The organism is Sphingomonas sp. HMP6 (assembly GCF_013374095.1).
Taxonomy (GTDB): domain Bacteria; phylum Pseudomonadota; class Alphaproteobacteria; order Sphingomonadales; family Sphingomonadaceae; genus Sphingomonas.
Genome location: NZ_AP022672.1, coordinates 3,606,480 through 3,624,945, shown reverse-complemented (window position 1 = coordinate 3,624,945; position 18,466 = coordinate 3,606,480). Strand labels below are relative to the sequence as shown.

The following is an 18,466-nucleotide window of genomic DNA, read 5'->3' as shown; positions in this document are numbered from 1 at the left end:
CGCCAGGCAGGGCAGCCTCGCAAGGATCCCGCTTCCAGTCAAATATTCAGTGCGACCAAGGTTTTGTGCGGGCCCATGGGATGAAACGACTCGATCAGACACTTCCCTTGGGGCTTCGCTCACAAGTCCCACCTCTCGCAATTTGCTCTAAATGGGCGGCCAGGCGCGCCGCCAACGCGACAATCGTCAAGGTCGGGTTGGCGTGACCTCCGGTGGCGAATACGGACGCGCCAGCGCAGTATAGATTTTCGACTCCATGTACGCGGCAGTTCGCGTCGACGACCCCTTTAGCCGGATCGGCATCCATCCGCGTCGTGCTGATCAGGTGATATATCCCAACAAGGTCATCGGGGTCCCGCGTGAAATCATCATCGAGCCATGAAGCACCCTCGAAGCGGCCAAGATCCATGCGCTGAAACTCGTCTTTCACGGCATCTGCGAAAAACCGTGCAGTTTGCCGTTCGATTGGCAAAATGCGCCAATCGGCCGATGCAAGTCGATTGCCGAAGCGATCGCGCCGGGGTGATAGCAAAATCCTGCTTTCTGCATTGGGGATTTGCTCCAAGTACAACTCGACATATATTTCCGGATTCTTGTACCAAAAATGTCTACCGAATAGCTGACGCCGCGCGACATTTCGGACAATGTCTGGGAGCCCCGTTATCAGGCCAGCGACATCGCGTGCAGTATCCCTAAAGGGCCTGCCGCGAAGCGAATTCGCGAGGCGCTTTGCAGCCCGCCAGGGCGCATCGGAATTGGCGCGATAGATGAGCGAGCCGCTTGCGTTCACCAATCCGTGATCACGTTGCGCCGCCTCCGTCAGAGCAAACCCGACCTGATATTGAACCGGAACTCGGTCCGGCACCATGAAGCAATTGAACGCGCGCTGGATCCGGCGTGCCTGCGCCGGGCTGGCTATGATCCTGCCGATGGTGCCTCGCGGATGCTGGCCGAAATAACGCCCGACATTCGAATGGGCATTAATGCGAGCGAGAAGTGCCGGGGGCGTGAGGAGAAGCTGTCGCGCGTTCTCGATTCCGCTCGTCGCAAGTACGAAATGGTTGGCGCGGATCGTCGCACGACGATTTTGAAGCGTAGCGACATTGATCTCGGTGACGCGCGAGCCATCCTCACTCGACCGCATCGCGACCAGATTGGCATGCAGCAACACTTGAGTAGTCGCGCTTTCCTTAAGCTTCGAGCGATACGCTGCGCCGTAATCGAAGAATTTCCGATGCCAGCGCTTCAGCAGCGTCTTTCGACCCGGCTGATTTTCGGAAGAAGCGACCCGCCACACCATCCGCTGCAGCTTCCCGCCGTTAAACGGACGTGGAGCGGCACCCAATCGCCGAACCGCGACGTCATCGTCTATCCAATGTCCCGCAAAATTGGAGAGTTCCTTGGCCCGCTCATACCACGGGGAGAAGTCGGCATAGCGGAAGGGCCAGCCCGAAAGCGGTATCCAGTCGCGTACTTCGAAATCAATCGGGTCCAGTGGCGCACATCGACCGTTCCACCGAGTCGCGGCTCCGCCGTAAACGCGGTGCCGTCCCTCCATCATTCTTACACGCTCGCCTATGGTATCTCCATCATAAAGAGCGTGCGTCTCGCTCTCCTCGGTCAGCCCCCCCGATTCCACGAGGATGACCGAAATGCCACTTCGTACCAATTCGGATGCGATGGTAACCCCGGCAGGTCCTGCCCCAACGATGCAGATTTCGGCATTATAATCCACGCTGCTGCGCGGGTTTTCCAGATCAAGAAATTTCATGGTTGCCCCGAAGCTGACTTATGGCTTGACGCACCCCTGCATCCACGCCGAAACGCGATACGAATCCCAATTCGCGGGCGCGATCAGTGGCAACGTGCAAACGCGTGGCGCAACTCTCGAACGGAGAGTCCGAAAGCCCTGCAGGGAACGACCCACGAACGGCACCGATCGGGACTTTACCGGCAAGTTTTCGAATCACACGACGCGCGAACCGGCGCGTCTCCCAAGCTGTGCGTCCTATGGACCGGCGAGGCAGCGTCGCGTTTCCCACGGCAGAACTGATCGCCGCAAAATAGGCATTCCAGCTCGGAACTTCATTGCCAACGACATTGGCGATCACAAGCTCCGGCAGCTCTGACTCTACTAACGATGCGCAAAACTCGGCGAGGTCTTCGACGTGAACGAGGTTCGCATCGCCCATTCCAAACTCGCCGAGATTGCGAAGTTGACGGTGCCGCCCGTGCGTTACGAAACAGTCGAAAAACTGGGGTTCGCCACCCCCGTAAACCAGAGCAGGGCGGAGTATCGCGACCCGCAATTCGGGACCCGCTGCTTGCCGAAGAATTTCCTCGGCAGCAACTTTTTCAGCTGCGTAGCCACTGGATTGGGCAGTGAGGGGCGAATCCTCCCGCACGGCGCCACTCACCGGCCCATAGACGGCAGTCGAACTCAGGTAGACGAGTTTGCCGACGCCGCACGAGGCCGCTGCCGCCGCAACATTGCGTGCCGCTGCACGGGCATTCTCCATTCCACCGGGTGAATGGGCGCAGTTCACGACGGCAGTAACGCCGTGCATTGCTGTACGAAGACCGTCAGCATCCATCAAATCGCAGTGCACGGCCCCTTCCGGCACAGCGCGACGATAGCCCGCCATGACGCTTCCTGGGAAACGCCGATGCAAAGCAGCCACAACCCGGCGCCCGACAAAGCCGCCCGCGCCAATCACAAGTATCTGCCCGCTCACCCGTGGACCCAACAATGCCGGCCCCAGCTAAGCTGGCCAGTGCCCCGGAAAGCACGAATTGTCGAACGGTTACTGCACCTTGCCGCGCTCACGATCGGCTTCCTTCAGTATGGGTATTACCTTGATGAAATGTCAGACCCGTCACGCGCCCACAAGCAGATTCGCGCGGTCTACGCAATAGAAACGGCATTAATTTTCGGCGCTCGGGCAGCGCATTTAATAAACCGCTGAAACATACCATGGTTTGGCGATGAGGGTAATATTCTCGCAATGGTCCTAGGCATTTTCGCGGTCGAGCCAGCTACCGCGACGCAGCGCGATTGAGGAAGCTATCGGCCATGAACTCGCCAATCCGTGCAGCCAAGTTTTCAATCGCGAGGAAAAGCCAAGCGCCGATGAGGCATAGCACGAAGCTGGTCACCATCACGATCGCACAATTCACCCCGCTTAGCGCCTGCACCGCACCGAGCCGGACCACCATATAGGACATGGCGGAGATCATGACGGGGAATTGTATCAAGTAGATCGAGAAGGAAATTTTTCCGAGAAACTGCGAGAGCGGCGCGCGAAAAAATGCGATTGCGCGCTCGTTTCCTAGGATGAGGAAGACGAGGATCGGCGCGAAGAGCTGCTCGATCCGATATGGCGCGACCCCGATATAATTGAGGAAGGGGATGCAGCCGAGCACGAGGAAAATTAGCAGGATCGGCACAATTCCCCTCGAAAGAAACCCGCGCGCGACCGTCGGTCTTACACTGCGCCGCCAAGCGAACATCATCCCGATGAAGAAAAGCGTGATATATGCGGTCGCCACAGTCACCTGGAGAAACAGGCCAGAGAGAAAGAACAACCAGAGCTTGTTCTTCACCCATTGCCACGACAGCAGCACGACGATGACGAGCACTGAGCCGATCAGTTCGACCCGCATCGTCCAGAGAAAAGGGTTGAACGTCTCAGAAAGCGGGACCTCGCTATAAACCTTTACGAATACAAAGCGGACGAAGCTCTTCACCGAGATATCTTCGGTTAGGAAGGTGCCGAGCCAACCATCGCGTTTCACCAACTGCCCCGCTACCACATTAAAGGTGAGGTGCGCCTCGTACAGCACCAGCACGATCAGGCAGGAGAAGAAGATCGGCACGGTAAGGCGTGTGTAGCGCTTCAGAAGGATCGACACCGCTTGTTGGCCGTTGCGCGACCGCATGAAGCCCATCGACAACGCATCGCCCGACAGGATGAAGAATACACACACCGCGAGATTGCCATTGATAAACATCGCGACCAACGGATGGCGCAGCGCCGGGAACAGTGCACCGAAACTTTCTGGGATAAGATGGAAGAGCACAACCGACAACGCCGCCCAGCCGCGAAGCCCGTCGAGTTCGATAGCGCGCGTCGGCGTCGATACGGTTGCTGCCGCAAGTTGTTCGGATTCATTTGTCTCGCCGATCAACGCGATCGACCCTGTACTCGCGGCTCCGCTGCATCACCCATAGTGAGCATGGAAGGATGGCGGCGGAGGCGAAACTTCATCTTCCGCTCCTGGCGCGTCGGTACCGACCCGTCAATGGCTACGCCGGATGATATCGGTGATGCAGATCTAAGAGCTAGGTGCCGTACGCACGCCGCAGCCGTTGCGTCTGGTCGGTTGATCCGATTAGGCCTTTCGCCGGACGCCGCGATGTGGTTTCAGGCCCTGGTGGGGATCGCAGCGACATCGCAGCCGGAACGTCGCGTGCAATCGGTGCACGATCTGCGCGGTCTCGCCGCGCTTGCCGTGTTATTTTATCATGTCGCGGCAAGCCCATATGTGGCACCGCCCCGCGCGATCGCCCGCGTGGCAGAACTCGGTCAGTACGGCGTTACCGCGTTCTTCGTCATCTCGGGATTCGTACTCCCATATTCGCTCCGCAAATCGGCGTATCGGGTCCACGATTTCGGCGGCTTCATCGCGCGCCGCTTTGTCCGTGTAGAACCACCCTATTTCGCAACCATCGTCGCGGTTCTGTTGCTCAATTTGCTGATCGCAACGATCAAACATGCGCCCTATCGGATCGATGCGGCACAGGTCGCGCTGCACATCGCCTATCTCGCGCCGCTGTTCGACAAGCCGTGGCTTTTGAGCGTGTTTTGGACGCTGTGCGTCGAGTTCCAGTTTTATGTCCTGATCGGCCTGCTTTACCCGGTCCTGCTTAGCCGTCCGCTGTTGATGACGCTCGGCTGCGCGGGCGCGATGATTCTTGCGATGCCGGGTTGGTTTCCGGCCGAGCAACTGCCGCTCGGCCAGCGCGAAAACATCCTTTTGCATCTGCCCGTTTTCATGGTCGGTATGGTGTTGTTCCTGCAGCGCGAGCAGCTGATCACTCCGCGGAGGTTCTGGGGGTGTATTGCGCTGTCGCTTGGCGCGATCGCGCTGAAGGGGCCGGTGGCAGCGCTCGGCGCCACGGTACTTGCGCTGCTCGTCATCCTGCTGGTTCGGCGGTCGAACAGCGTGCTCGCCTATTTCGGCGATATTTCCTATTCGCTATACCTCGTCCATCTCCTGGTTATCCTGGCCGTGCTGCCCTTGTTCAAGACCATGCCGCTGGGTTGGATCGCGATGGCGGCGATCGCGCTGGTCGGATCTGTTGCGGCCGCGACCGGCCTTTGGCTGACGGTCGAACGCCCGGCGATTGCTCTTTCGAAACGCCTGAAACAGCGCGCACGCGCCACACAAGGAGCCAGCGCATGACCATCCTCGTCACCGGCGCCGCCGGCTTTATCGGTGCGGCGGTCACGCGCGCGCTGCTTGCGCGCGGCGAAACCGTGGTGGGGATCGACAATTTCAACGAGTATTACCCGGTCAGCCTCAAGGAAGCGCGCGTAGCCGCAATCGAGGCCGAAGCGGATGGGCGCTTTACGATGCACCGTGTCGATTTTGCGGATCATGCCGCGCTGGATGCGGCGCTAGGGTCAACGGAGTTCGACCGCATCGTCCATCTCGGCGCGCAAGCCGGCGTGCGGTATTCGATCGAGAATCCCCGCGCCTATATCCATTCGAATGTGGCCGGGCATCTCAACCTGCTCGAACTGGGCCGGGCGCGCGGCGCTGCGCATCTGGTCTACGCGTCCTCCTCCTCGATCTATGGCGGCGATGCGACCCTCCCCTTCAAGGTCGACGATCGCGCTGACCGGCCGCTGTCGCTCTATGCCGCGACCAAGCGCGCCGACGAGTTGATGAGCGAGACCTACGCGCATCTCTATCGCTTACCGCAGACGGGCCTGCGCTTCTTCACCGTCTATGGTCCATGGGGTCGGCCCGACATGGCGATGTGGCTGTTCACCAGCGCGATCCTGGAAGGGCGACCCATCCAGGTGTTCAATCACGGCGATATGCGCCGCGATTTCACCTATATCGACGACATCGTTGCCGGGATCATCGCCTGTCTCGATACCCCCCCCGCCGACGACGGATCGGTCAAGGCCGGGGGCAGCCCCAATCCGCACCGGCTCTACAATATCGGCAATCACAAATCCGAGCGGCTCGACCGGCTGATCGACCTGGTCGAGGCGGCGTGCGGCAAGCCCGCGATTCGCATCAACGCCCCGATGCAGGCCGGCGACATGCCGGATACGTTCGCCGATATCAGCGCGATCCAGCACGATCTGGGTTTCGCGCCGCGCGTCGGGATCGATGTCGGCGTGCCGCGCTTCGTGGAATGGTATCGGGGCTATACCAAGGCGTAGCGACGAGCCTTCGCAAACGCAGCACTGGACGGAATGTGACAGGCTGCTATGGCATCCGCGCTGCACGCCGGGGATAGCTTAATGACCAAAACCGCGTTGATTACCGGAATTACCGGGCAGGACGGGGCGTATCTGGCCGAGCTGCTGCTTGCCAAGGGCTATGAAGTCCATGGGCTTAAGCGGCGGTCGTCGTCGTTCAATACGGGTCGGATCGACCATATTTACCAGGACCCGCACGAAATCGGCGCGCGGTTGCATCTGCATTATGGCGACATGACCGATTCGATGAATCTCACCCGCCTGGTGCAGGAAACGCAGCCCGACGAGATCTACAATCTCGCGGCGATGAGCCATGTCGCGGTCAGTTTCGAGACGCCCGAATATACCGCCAATGCCGATGGCATCGGCACGCTGCGGTTGCTGGAGGCGATCCGGCTGCTCGGCATGGTCGACAAGACGCGGATCTACCAGGCTTCGACCAGCGAGTTGTACGGCCTGGTGCAGGAAGTGCCGCAGTCGGAAACGACGCCGTTCTACCCGCGCTCGCCTTATGGCGCGGCCAAGATGTACGCCTATTGGATCACGGTGAATTACCGCGAGGCGTATGGCATGCATGCCTCCAACGGTATCCTGTTCAACCATGAAAGCCCGCGCCGCGGCGAGACGTTCGTCACGCGCAAGATCACGCGTGCCGTGGCGGCGATCCATCTCGGGCTGCAGGATACGCTGTACCTCGGCAATCTCGACGCCAAGCGCGATTGGGGCCATGCGCGCGATTACGTCGAGGGCATGTGGCGGATCGTGCAGCAGCCGCAGGGCGACGATTTCGTGCTGGCGACGGGCATCACGCAGACGGTGCGCTCCTTCGTCGAACTCGCCTTTGCCGAAGTCGACATGAAGATCGACTGGAGCGGTGAAGGTGTCGATGAAGTCGGCGTTTGCGCGAACACCGGCAAGACGCTCGTCAAGGTCGATCCGCGCTATTTCCGCCCGACCGAGGTCGATCTGCTGATCGGCAATCCGGCCAAGGCCAAGCGTTTGCTCGGCTGGGAAGCGACCACCACGCTCGCCGAATTGTGCGCCGAAATGGTCCGCGAAGACCTGAAGGTGATCGCACGCGAAGCGGAACAACGCCGTCCTGACGAAGAACGCCCCTCGGCGCTGTACGCGGTCAAGAGCTGACATGGAAACGGGCGCTGCATGATGAAACAGGCGGTCAATCGCTTGCTCGATTCTGTCGTCAAGCGCCGCAGGCGGGGTGCGTTCGCGTTCTTCGCGATGGCGCGTCGCGTGATGTGGGCGTATAATAATGAGGACGTCAACATCGCCACGAATGGCGAACGCTGGGTGCTGCGCCAGCTTGGAAGGCGCGGCCTCGTCACGGTCTTTGATGTCGGCGCTAACGTCGGCGACTGGGTCCGCGAAGTCCTCGACCACTCCCCTACCGCGACAGTCTATTGCTACGAGGCGATACCGTCCACCTTCGCGCTGTTGACGGCGGCGGTGGTCGATCCGCGCGCCCACCTGCGCAACAGGGCGCTCTCGGATAAGCCTGGGACGCTCGATTTCAACGCATCGGCACTAACTGCGGTTTCTTCGGTCTACGATGTTCACAAGTTCGACAGCAGCCTGGCGATCTCAAAGGTGGCGGTGTCGGCAGTTACCGGCGATGATGAGTGCGCAGAGATTGGCATAGATCGTATTGATTTGCTCAAAATCGATACCGAGGGGCATGATCTCGCGGTGCTATCGGGCTTTTCGGGGATGCTTGCGCGCGGCGCCGTCGATATCATTCAGTTCGAATATAACGTTTTCACGCTACTCGCGCGTCGCGGGCTGTTCGATTTTTACGATCTCTTGGAGGATCGCTTCTTCCTTTGTCGGCTACTGCCCAATGGGCTTGAGCTTATGGCGTACCAGCGCGAACTGGACAATTTCGCTCAGTCGAACTGGATTTGCTTGCGCAAGGACATCGTCGATGCGGATTTGATCAAACTCCTTGGCATCCGTCTGCCCGATGGGGACCGTCGCGCGGTGACGCTACGCAGTCTCGCCGATTCCCCCGCGGTCGCGAAACTGCTGGCTTGAGTGCATGACGGCGATATTCAATCTTACCGGTAAACGCGTCTGGGTTGCGGGGCATCGCGGCATGGTCGGCCGTGCGATCGTGCGGCGGCTGGCGGGTGAAGGCTGCACCATCGTGTCACCCGAGACGCGGATCGATCTGCGCGATCAGGCGGCAACCTTCGCGTGGATGGACGGAGCCAAGATCGATCTGGTTTTTCTAGCGGCAGCGAAGGTCGGCGGGATCGCCGCGAACAACGATTTCCCCGGCGAATTCCTCTACGACAACCTCATGATCGAGGCGAACGTGATCGAGGGCGCGCGCCGCGCTGGCGTGGCCAAGCTCGTTTTCCTCGGATCGTCGTGCATTTTCCCCAAGCTCGCGGCGCAACCGATGGCCGAGAGCGCGCTGCTGACCGGTGCGCTCGAGCCGACCAACGAATGGTATGCGATCGCCAAGATCGCCGGGCTGAAGCTGTGCGCCGCGTATCGCCGGCAATATGGCTGCGACTTCATCTCGGCGCAGCCGACCAATCTCTACGGCCCGTTCGACAATTTCGATCTGGAATCGAGCCATGTCCTGCCCGCACTAATGCGCAAGGCGCATGAGGCGAAGCTGGCCGGTGCGGCCGCGATGACGGTGTGGGGCAGCGGTACGCCGCTGCGCGAATTCCTGCATGTCGACGACCTTGCCGATGCGCTCGTCTATCTCGCGCAGACCTATTCGGACGAAGACTTCGTCAATATCGGTACCGGCGACGAAGTCAGCATCGCCGATCTGGCACGGCATGTGGCGGACGCTGTCGGCTTTGCCGGCGATCTCGTCTTCGACGCGACCCGACCCGACGGTACGCCGCGCAAATTGGTCGATACGACCAAGCTGAACGGCCTCGGCTGGCGCGCGTCGATCCCGCTCAACCAGGGCATTCCGGCGGTCTATCGCTGGTTTCTCGAACATCACATCCAAGGCGCGGCGCACAGCGCCGCCGCCTGATCCGCGACCATAAGGGGAAGTTCACGTGGCACGTCTTTACGAAAGCAGGAAGCGCATCCTCGTCACCGGCGGCGCCGGTTTCGTCGGCTCGCACCTGATCGACCGCTTGCTCGAACAGGGCCATGAAGTGCTGTGCGTCGACAATTTGTTCACCGGTGCAAAACGCAACATCGAACATCTGCACAACCATTCGCGCCTGGAATTCATGCGCCACGACGTATGCTTCCCGCTCTATGTCGAGGTTGACGAGATCTACAATCTCGCCTGCCCCGCCTCGCCGGTGCATTACCAGCACGATCCGGTGCAGACGACCAAGACGAGCGTCATCGGCGCGATCAATATGCTTGGCCTCGCCAAGCGTGTGAAGGCGAAGATCTTCCAAGCCTCGACCAGCGAAGTCTATGGTGACCCTTCGGTCCACCCGCAGCCCGAGAGCTATTGGGGCAACGTCAACCCGATCGGCATCCGCTCCTGCTATGACGAGGGCAAGCGCTGCGCCGAGACGCTGTTCTTCGACTATCACCGCCAGCACGCGGTCGAGATCAAGGTCGCGCGCATCTTCAACACCTACGGCCCGCGGATGCACCCGGCGGACGGGCGCGTCGTCTCGAACTTCATCGTCCAGGCGCTGAAGGGCGATCCGATCACGATTTACGGCGAAGGCAAGCAGACGCGTAGCTTCTGCTACGTCGATGATCTGGTCGAAGGCTTCCTGCGCCTGATGGACACCGGCCCCGACGTGACGGGTCCGATCAACATCGGCAACCCGGTCGAATTCACGATGATCGAGCTGGCGCAGGAAGTGCTGGCGCTGACCGGTTCGAAATCCGAGCTGGTCTATCTGCCGCTGCCTCAGGACGACCCGACCCAGCGCAAGCCCGACATCGCCAAGGCCAAGCAGTTCCTGAACAATTGGGAGCCGAACGTGCCGCTGCGCGAAGGCCTGAAGCACACGATCGATTATTTCCGCAACGTGCGTTGAACGAGGCTTTCGCCATGTCGCCCACCCCACCCACGATCTTCCCCGCCAGTTGGCAGCCCCGGTCAGCGGCGGGCCTCGTGCGCGTCGGGCCGGACGAGGATGGCGGTTATGTGATCGGCGCGGCGGCGTTGGCGCGAACCAAGCGGCTGGTGTCGGGCGGGCTGTTCGACGACTGGCGCTTCGAAGCCGATTTCCAGGCGCGAACCGGTAGCGAAATCGATTGCTATGACGCGTCCGTCACCGCAAAATTCTGGGCGAAGCGTTACTATGCCTATGCCAAGGCGATCCCGGCTGGCCGAACGAAGCCGCGAGATTTTGCACGGTATTTGGAATTCAAGCGCTTCTTCGACGGTCGACGCAATCGCCACCACCGCGCCTTTCTGACCTATGGGACTTGGGGTACCGACTTGCATACCGCAATCGGGACCGATGCCGGTGCCAGCACATTCCTGAAGATCGATATCGAGGTCAGCGAATATCGTGTGTTGCCGGACATCATCGCACGGCAAGAGGCGGTGTCCGGTTTCGTGATCGAATTCCACGATGTCGATTTACACGTCGATCGCATCTCGCGCTTCATCGCCGACGCAGCCCCGTGGTTCTATGTCGAGCATCTGCACATCAACAATTACGGACCGCTGGCCCCCAACGGGCTGCCGACCGCGATCGAGATGAGTTTCGGGCGCGTCGATCAGCTGTTGCCCACGGACGAAGCGGTCGTGCGATCCTATCCGCTGACGGGGCTCGACGTTCCGAACAACCCGGACGCGGCGGACATCGCCTTCACCTTCGCATGATGCGACGCGATTATCATACCGCCCGGCGCTGATGTCGACCGGACGTAATTTTGCGGTGAATCTGGGCGGCAATCTGCTCGGACTGGTGCTGTTCGCGGCGCTGACCCCAGTGTATTTGCACGCGATCGGGCCGGAACGGTACGGCGTCGTCGCGGTGATCCTGTCGCTCTCGACCTATGTCGCGACGTTCAATTTCGGGATGGGCCCGGCGCTCACCTATTTCGTGTCGGGCGAATTGAAAGACGACATCGCTGCGCAATCCGAAGCGTATTGGTCGGCAATGGCGCTGAGCATGCCGATCGGCCTGATCGCGAGCGTCCTGATCTTTGGATTGCTGCCACTCGGACTCGCCGAACTGATGCACCTCAGCCCGGAAATCCGCCACGAGATGCGCGGGGCGGTGTTGCCGCTGGTCGGGATCGGCCTGTGTATCGTGTTGGCCTCGAACGCGCGCGGCGTGTGGAACGGACGACACGCGTTCCTGACGCTGGCGATCTTTGCATCGATCGACACGGTGCTCACCATCTTGTTGCCGGTGCTGACGGCAGTGTTCGTATCGAACGAGATTTCCGCCTTGCTCTATGCCACGCTGACCGCCCGTGTCGTCATCCTGCTGTCTGCGATGACGGTATCCTCCTGGCGGATGTTTCAGCACCGCTTGCCGCGCGTCTCGCTGCTCCGCGTGCGGATGATGCTCGGCTATGGCGGCTGGGTTTCGCTCGGCACTTTGATGGAAACGATCGTGTCGTCGGCCGATCGTCTGATCCTGGGCACCATCGGCGGCGCATCGCAGATCGCGCTGTACAGTATTCCCTTGTCCGTCACGTCGCGATCTATGACGATTCCGCTCAGCTTGCTGTCCGTCATCTTCCCGAAGCTGGTCGGGGCGGCCGGCGAACGCGAGCAAGCGTTGCTGTCCAAGACGATCCGCTTCATACTGTTGCTCACGCCGGGTTACGTCCTGGTCGCGGCGGTCTCCGCCCCGCTGCTGCGCTACTGGATTTCGCCGGCGTTCGCGGACACCGCGACGTGGAGTCTGCAGATCCTGACGCTGGCGCTGTGGATCGAAGCGATTTCGGCGATCTACTTCTTCCAACTCAACGCCCGCGGTAATGCCCGCACGAATTTCCTGATCGTGCTGGTGGTCAGCGCGCCCTATGTCGCGATGCTGCTGGCCGGCGCATGGTGGTTCGGGGCGGCGGGTGTTGCGTTCGCCTATCTCGTCAGAAACATTCTCCTGTTGGTAGGGCGCAGCGCTTTTGCCAGTATCCGCCGCGACGATTCGCGTGTGATCGCCATCAACGTCGCGCCCTTGCTACTGGGCGTTCTGGTGGCGCCACATCATTGGGGCGGGATGACGATGTTCTCGACCGCGGCCGCAGCCATCTCGGTGCTGCTGTCGCTGATCGCCTGCCTGTGGACACGTCCGCATGATTTGAAGGACATGGCGCTGGGAATGATCCCGGGTCGTTTCCAGCGCAGCCCGGACGCCAGCCTGTGAGCGCAGCTGTTACCAGACCAGCCGTCGCGCTCTACGTCGGCGGCTTCGAAGCGATCGGCGGGATCGAGGCGTGTTTTCAGGATCTTGCGCTCGGCTTGGCGAAGCAACCGGTCGATCTCGCGCTGTTCGCCTGGGCGACCGATCTGCCGCAATTGCGGACGATCGCGCGCAGCGGGATATCCGTATGTCGTAGCGGCCTGCGCCGCGGGTCACAGTGGCGCTTGCCCGATCGTGCGTTATTCTGGCGGCATGGCGCGGCACTGAAGGACATGGACACGATCGTGCTCGGCAAGTTTCCGCCGCCCGCGACACTACGGCGCATGCACGCGATCGGCGGGCAAAACCGGGCGCGGCGGGCCGAAATGCAGTACATAACCGCCTATCGCCCTTCGGAAATGTGGGGTGCCACCCTCCCCCGCTACATTGCCGAATGCATCGACACGATGATCGTACAGAGTCCCGATTTCACCGCCGATTTGCGCGCGATGGGCTTTGCCGGGCGGATCGTCGAAGTGCCGTACCTGCCACCGATGGCGCCAATGACCCCGGCGCATGAGCCCGCTGCGGACCGCGTTTGTCGGCTCGGTTTCCTCGGGCGTTTCGTGCCGCAAAAGAACCTGTTCTATCTGCTCGACATCATTGCGGCGCTGTCGGACTCGCAGATTGAACTGCACCTGTTCGGTGAAGGCGAGCATGATGCGCTGCTGCGCTCGGATGCCGCGGCGCGCGGCTTGCCGGTGATCTTTCACGGGGCGGTGCCGCGCGAAGACGTTCCCGGCGCGATCGATTCGTGCGACATCTTCCTCAATCCGTCGGTCAGCGAGGGGCAATGCCTCGTCGCACTCGAAGTCCTGAGCCGCGGCCGCCCGTTTCTTGCCTCCGCCGTCGGCGCGATCCCGCAGATCCTGGCGCGTGGCCGGTTTGGCGCCGTGCTGCCACTTGATAATTCGGCTGCCGCTGCTGGCGTCATCCGCCAAACAATCGCCGAATGGCGCGCAGGCGCGTGGGCTCCTGCGGCGGTTGCCGACGATTATCGCCGCGCCTATCGCACCGACGACATCCTTAAAACCTATTTTGACCTCTTTACCGGCGTAGGCCGTGCCGACGGAGCGGCAAGCGCATCATGAAGCTTTTGCTGGTCGGGTATCTGCACAGCGAAGGCGGGGTGAAGAACCACACGCTGTGGCTCGCACGCGGGCTGGCCGCGCGCGGACATGCCGTGACCGTGGCGACGCCTGGGCCGATCGGGACCGAGCCGTACGATCTGCCAGAGGAAGACACGGTGCGGATCGTCAATGTCGAAACGATCGGCCAGATTCTGCGCGGTTATCCGACCGGAACGCCTGAAGCGTTCGACTGCGCGGTGGTGGTGGGCACGGGTTGGAAATCGATGCTCGGACCGCTGCTCAACCGCCGTATCAAAAAGCGCGTGTTTTTCGAGGTGATGAGCGGCGCGCGCAATGGCCGGATCGACCCGCGGATGTTGGTGCATCACGGCTATGATGCACTCGTCGGCCAGGGGCGGCCGGTCGAGGCGTTGTTCCGGCAAAGCTTCGGCTGGAGCGGGCCGAGCGTCACGATCCCGGCGCTGTCCGATCCGCTCGAACTCGTCGCAGATCTGACGCTGCCGTCAAAGCCTGCGCCCGCGCGTGGCACGCTGAAGGCGTGCTATTTCGGGCGGCTCGCCCCGCACAAGGGGGTCGGCTGGCTAATCGAGCGATGGGACACGGCCGGGCAGGACATCGCAATGCTCGATATCTGGGGCAGCGGGCCGCAGGAACCGGAACTGCGCGCGATGATCGCGGCGCGCGGACTGCATGCGCGGATCCGCTTGTGCGGGCGCTTCCCCGGCGGGGCGGACTATGCTGAACTGCTGCAGAAATACGACATTGAAGTCCTGCCGACCTATGGTGCCGAGGGAGCACCGCTGGTCTTGCTCGAGGCGATGGCATGCGGCGTGCCGTTTGTCGCCAATGGAGTGGGCGGGATACCGGATTACGGCAATCTGGATTGCCGGATCACCAGCGGCAATCTCGCTGAGTTCCTGCCCGCGCTGCAATCGTTGGCGAACGCGCTCTACGCCGGCGAAATCGACCATGCGCGATTGCAGCGCCACTATCTCGAACATTTCTCATACAAGGCGCTGTGCGACCGGTGGGAGGCATTCCTGCTGGATCTGGCCGGGGAGAAAAGCGCATGACCAAGGCCGTCATTACCGGCATTACCGGCCAGGATGGTTCGTATCTGGCCGAACTGTTGCTGCAGAAGGGCTATGAGGTCCACGGCATCGTGCGCCGCGCAAGCCTGATCCAGCGGCCGCGGCTCGACCATCTGACTGGCGATGTCGCGGTCTATAACCAACGGCTGTTCCTGCATTATTGCGATCTAGACGACGTGACGACGCTGCGCCGGCTGTTGCTGTCGATCCAGCCGACCGAACTCTACCACCTCGCCGGACAAAGCCATGTCGGCCTCAGTTTCGAAATCCCCGAATCGACCTGCCAGTTCACCGCGATGGGCACGTTGCAAATCCTGGAAATCGTGCGCGATCTGCCGACGCCGCCGCGCTTCCTGAATGTCGGGTCGAGCGAGTTGTTCGGCAATGCGGCGCACAGCCCGCAGGATGAGGATACGCCGTTCCGCCCGATCACACCGTACGGAGTCGCCAAGGCCTTCGCGGTCGACATGGTGCGCGTCTATCGCCAAGCCTTCGGGCTCTTTTGCGTCAACGCGATTTGCTACAATCACGAATCGCCGCGGCGTGGCGAAAGCTTCGTCACGCGCAAGATCACCAAGGCCGCCGCGCGGATCGCGCGCGAGGGCGGGCCGAAACTCCAGCTCGGCGCGATATCGGCGACGCGCGACTGGGGGTATGCACCCGAATATGTCGAAGCGATGTGGCGGATGATGAACGCCGACACGCCACAGGATTTGGTGCTTGCTACCGGGGTTTCCACCTCGGTCGGGGGTTTCCTGGCGCATGCCTTTGCGCATGTCGGGCTCGATTGGCAGGACCATGTCGAAGTGGATGAGCGGTTCCTGCGCCCCGCCGATGCGGCGGCGCTGGTCGGCAATGCAAGCCGCGCCGCGACAGCGATCGGATGGCGTGCGCAAACCGACGTGGCTGCGCTTGCCCGGCTGATGGTCGATGCCGATCTGGCAGCGTTGCGTATAAACTAGCGCTCGCCGCGGTTGCGATTGTTCGCTAAGCGATGACGCTCCTGAAGATCGGTGCTGCATGTCCGTCGAATTGACCATCCTCACAGGACTCATTGCGCTTCTGGCGCTGGTCGGCGTCATTCGTCCCGCGATGTTATTCGAATATCCCGTCGCCGGATCTATGCTGATGTGGTTCTTCCTGCTGCCCCAGGCGTGGCGCATCGAATCCGTGGGTGAGCTGAACGATTTCGAGCCGTCGCTGACCTGGGGATATATGATCCTGTGCATGGTGATGACGGCTGTCGGATTTTGGGCGGGGGGCATCCGGGCGACCGTTACCGGTCGCAATGATCTTGCCGAGCTTCGCAACAAATATGATCTCAACAAACTGCTAGTTGGTGCGGTTGTACTCGTCATCGTCGGCGGTATCGCGCAGATTTTGCTGTCTCGCGAAGTAGCGACTATGCAGGTAGGCGAAGCGTTCACCGGCGCGGTCGCATTTTATGTCATGATTTCGGCGCTGCTGATTTATGGAGCCAGTCTGGGCTGGCTTTTGTATCTCTACACTCGCGACAAGAGGGCTCTTGCCCTCGCGCTAATCGGATTAGCGGTGACAGTGCCGACGATCCTGTTTGCTGCCCGACGGGAGCTTAGTTTCACCGTCGTCTCTATCATATTTCTTGGCATCTGGCTTGTAAAAAAGAAATCGATCAGTCGATTTCTTTTGATCCCCCTGGTGTTTTTGGGCGCGGTGCTGATTAACGAGGCCGGCGCTATTCGCGGATACATCGCGCGAGAGAATTCGACACTGGTTGGCGCCCTGTCGGCGGACGAGCTTAATGACACGTCGCGCAGCAAGAATAATTATGATGAAATGGCGAGTGGTATTTCAGATATTGCTATTACATCTTGGTCCGATGAATATACTTTTTTTTCCCCATACTATAACACCTTGATACAACTTTATGTCCCCGCTTTTATTCTTGGTCATGACATAAAAGACGGTCTCAAAATTAAAGAAGATAATAACGACGAAGAATACTATAACAAATATTTTGCAAATGGAGCGACCCGAACAGGATTTTCCGATTCTTTTCAGGCATTTCACTATTTCGGATGTTTGGTTTTTTTCGGTATTTCGTATTTTATGGGCCGCCTTTGGAAACGGGCAAACTCCGGAGATATCTTGTCCCAGCTTTACTATATGATATTGCTGGCATCGGGTTTAAAAGTATTCACCGAGTCAACAAGTATTTTTGTGGGTGTGTTACCACTTCTTTTTGGGTCTACTTACGTCATATTTCGTTACGCCCGGCGGCCGAAGATAGCGACGGCCGGCAATGTGACACCGCATACGCCACGACGTCGCGTTTCCTGACCATAGGCGCGTTGGCGGGATGATCGCTTTTTTTGACGTCAATACGATTTGGCGCCGCAAATTCGCCGACGCGCTTCGTCGAACGGCGGGCGAGGTTCTTCTGGTCGCTCCATCGTCCGGTGTTAGCGATTTGATCGAGAGCGATACTCTTTCGATCCGCCTGATCCGGGGGTGGGCCGGGCCGATGGCATGGCTTGCCATGCCATGGTTGATTCAACTGATCGAACGGTCGCGCGGCGGAGTGGCGACGGTCGTGGTGACGACGCCCCATTACCTGCCGCTCGCGCGCCGGGCCGCCCGCCGCAGTACGGTGGTCTACTACTGCTCCGACGATTACCGCTCCTATGCCGGGTGGAACGCGGCACGGATGGCGCGTGACGAGGCGGCGCTGTGCCGGATCGCGACGCTGTCGATCTTCGTGAGCGAAGCGCTGCGGGCCCGCGCCGTTGCTGAATATAGCCTAGATGCGGCGAAAACGCAGGTCTCGGCCAATGCCACCGAACCGCGCTTCGCGGAGCCGCAGCCCCGGCCTGACGCGATTGCCGAGCTTGCAGCACTTGCAGGGCCAGTTTTCGGCGCGGCAGGCGTGCTCAACACGCGGATCGATCTCGAATTTCTTGCGGCGGTGGCCGCCGATCCGCGCGTTGGATCGCTGGCGCTCGTCGGTCCGGTCGAAGCGGCATTGGAGGGGGATCCCACGCTCGCGCGCCTTCGCGCCGACCCCAAGATTCATTTTCTGGGCGCGAAGCCGCATGCCGAGATGCCGCAGTGGATGGCGGCCTTCGACGTCGCCGTGATCCCCTATGCCGCCACGCCGTTCAATCACTTCTGCTCGCCGATGCGGCTCTATGATCATCTCGCGATCGGCCAGCCGATCATCGCGACGCCCTATTGCGATCAGGTCGCAAAACGCGGCGATGTGCTCACCGGCGATATCGTGGCCGTACCTGGACTGATCGCGGCCGCGCTGGACACCCACGCAAAGGGCCGCACCCCGCGGATCGAAACATGGGACGACCGTATTGATGCGCTGCAGAAAAGTCCGGTTGCCGCCTTCCTCTTTCCCCAATAGAAGCGCCAAAAGGCAGGTACGCCCGACGGGCGCGCGATGTCTCCATTCTGTCGTTTCA

At 60.7% G+C, this 18,466-nt stretch carries 17 protein-coding genes; 14 read left to right on the top strand and 3 right to left on the bottom strand.

All coding sequences use genetic code 11. The features are described 5' to 3' along the window. Positions 1 to 94: 94 nt before the first annotated feature. Both HMP06_RS17730 and HMP06_RS17725 read right to left on the bottom strand, forming a co-directional pair. Positions 95 to 1,771 carry a GMC family oxidoreductase gene (locus HMP06_RS17730; protein WP_176498285.1) on the bottom strand — a complete coding sequence of 559 codons (1,677 nt, stop codon included), beginning with the start codon at positions 1,769 to 1,771 and terminating at the stop codon, positions 95 to 97. Further along, a complete protein-coding gene (locus HMP06_RS17725) occupies positions 1,758 to 2,681 on the bottom strand; it encodes an NAD-dependent epimerase/dehydratase family protein (RefSeq protein ID WP_232089774.1) in 924 nt (307 codons plus the stop codon). The genes HMP06_RS17730 and HMP06_RS17725 overlap by 14 nt, the downstream gene beginning before the upstream one ends. Here HMP06_RS17725 and HMP06_RS17720 point away from each other — a divergent pair. Continuing rightward, positions 2,667 to 2,966, top strand: a complete 300-nt coding sequence (locus HMP06_RS17720) for a hypothetical protein (RefSeq protein ID WP_176495226.1) — start codon at positions 2,667 to 2,669, stop codon at positions 2,964 to 2,966. The two genes, HMP06_RS17725 and HMP06_RS17720, sit on opposite strands and share 15 nt — an antisense overlap. Before the next feature lie 70 nt (positions 2,967 to 3,036). On the opposite strand, the gene HMP06_RS17715 is transcribed toward HMP06_RS17720, so the two are convergent. Beyond that, positions 3,037 to 4,188, bottom strand: a complete 1,152-nt coding sequence (locus HMP06_RS17715; protein ID WP_176498283.1) for an acyltransferase family protein — start codon at positions 4,186 to 4,188, stop codon at positions 3,037 to 3,039. Positions 4,189 to 4,302: 114 nt separating this feature from the next. Between HMP06_RS17715 and HMP06_RS17710 the strand changes: the two genes are divergently transcribed. From HMP06_RS17710 to HMP06_RS17650, 13 genes are all read left to right on the top strand, one after another. Continuing rightward, positions 4,303 to 5,466, top strand: a complete 1,164-nt coding sequence (locus HMP06_RS17710; protein WP_176498282.1) for an acyltransferase family protein — start codon at positions 4,303 to 4,305, stop codon at positions 5,464 to 5,466. Then, positions 5,463 to 6,461, top strand: a complete 999-nt coding sequence (locus tag HMP06_RS17705) for an NAD-dependent epimerase/dehydratase family protein (protein ID WP_176498281.1) — start codon at positions 5,463 to 5,465, stop codon at positions 6,459 to 6,461. Before HMP06_RS17710 ends, HMP06_RS17705 begins: the two co-directional genes overlap by 4 nt. Before the next feature lie 81 nt (positions 6,462 to 6,542). Continuing rightward, positions 6,543 to 7,643, top strand: a complete 1,101-nt coding sequence (gene gmd / locus HMP06_RS17700) for a GDP-mannose 4,6-dehydratase (RefSeq protein ID WP_176498280.1) — start codon at positions 6,543 to 6,545, stop codon at positions 7,641 to 7,643. 18 nt (positions 7,644 to 7,661) lie between these two features. Then, the gene (locus HMP06_RS17695; RefSeq protein ID WP_176498279.1) at positions 7,662 to 8,549 is read left to right on the top strand and encodes an FkbM family methyltransferase; all 888 of its coding nucleotides are present in this window, start codon (positions 7,662 to 7,664) and stop codon (positions 8,547 to 8,549) included. A 4-nt stretch (positions 8,550 to 8,553) separates the two neighbouring features. Further along, positions 8,554 to 9,519 (top strand): GDP-L-fucose synthase family protein, encoded by a 966-nt coding sequence (locus HMP06_RS17690; protein ID WP_176498278.1) that lies wholly within the window; start codon positions 8,554 to 8,556, stop codon positions 9,517 to 9,519. Between the two features lie 25 nt (positions 9,520 to 9,544). Further along, complete coding sequence (locus tag HMP06_RS17685) at positions 9,545 to 10,501, top strand: UDP-glucuronic acid decarboxylase family protein (protein ID WP_176498277.1); 957 nt, start codon at positions 9,545 to 9,547, stop codon at positions 10,499 to 10,501. Between the two features lie 14 nt (positions 10,502 to 10,515). After that, complete coding sequence (locus HMP06_RS17680) at positions 10,516 to 11,298, top strand: hypothetical protein (protein ID WP_176498276.1); 783 nt, start codon at positions 10,516 to 10,518, stop codon at positions 11,296 to 11,298. A 31-nt stretch (positions 11,299 to 11,329) separates the two neighbouring features. After that, positions 11,330 to 12,799, top strand: coding sequence for an oligosaccharide flippase family protein (locus tag HMP06_RS17675; RefSeq protein WP_176498275.1), 1,470 nt, complete (start codon positions 11,330 to 11,332; stop codon positions 12,797 to 12,799). Further along, on the top strand, positions 12,796 to 13,926 hold the full coding sequence (locus HMP06_RS17670) for a glycosyltransferase family 4 protein (protein ID WP_176498274.1): 1,131 nt from the start codon (positions 12,796 to 12,798) through the stop codon (positions 13,924 to 13,926). The genes HMP06_RS17675 and HMP06_RS17670 overlap by 4 nt, the downstream gene beginning before the upstream one ends. After that, a complete protein-coding gene (locus tag HMP06_RS17665) occupies positions 13,923 to 14,999 on the top strand; it encodes a glycosyltransferase family 4 protein (protein ID WP_176498273.1) in 1,077 nt (358 codons plus the stop codon). Before HMP06_RS17670 ends, HMP06_RS17665 begins: the two co-directional genes overlap by 4 nt. Further along, positions 14,996 to 15,979 carry a GDP-mannose 4,6-dehydratase gene (locus tag HMP06_RS17660; protein WP_176498272.1) on the top strand — a complete coding sequence of 328 codons (984 nt, stop codon included), beginning with the start codon at positions 14,996 to 14,998 and terminating at the stop codon, positions 15,977 to 15,979. Before HMP06_RS17665 ends, HMP06_RS17660 begins: the two co-directional genes overlap by 4 nt. Before the next feature lie 58 nt (positions 15,980 to 16,037). Then, entirely contained in the window at positions 16,038 to 17,336 is a 1,299-nt protein-coding gene (locus HMP06_RS17655) for a hypothetical protein (protein ID WP_176498271.1), read from the top strand. Between the two features lie 19 nt (positions 17,337 to 17,355). Beyond that, entirely contained in the window at positions 17,356 to 18,408 is a 1,053-nt protein-coding gene (locus HMP06_RS17650) for a glycosyltransferase (RefSeq protein ID WP_176498270.1), read from the top strand. Positions 18,409 to 18,466: the final 58 nt, after the last annotated feature.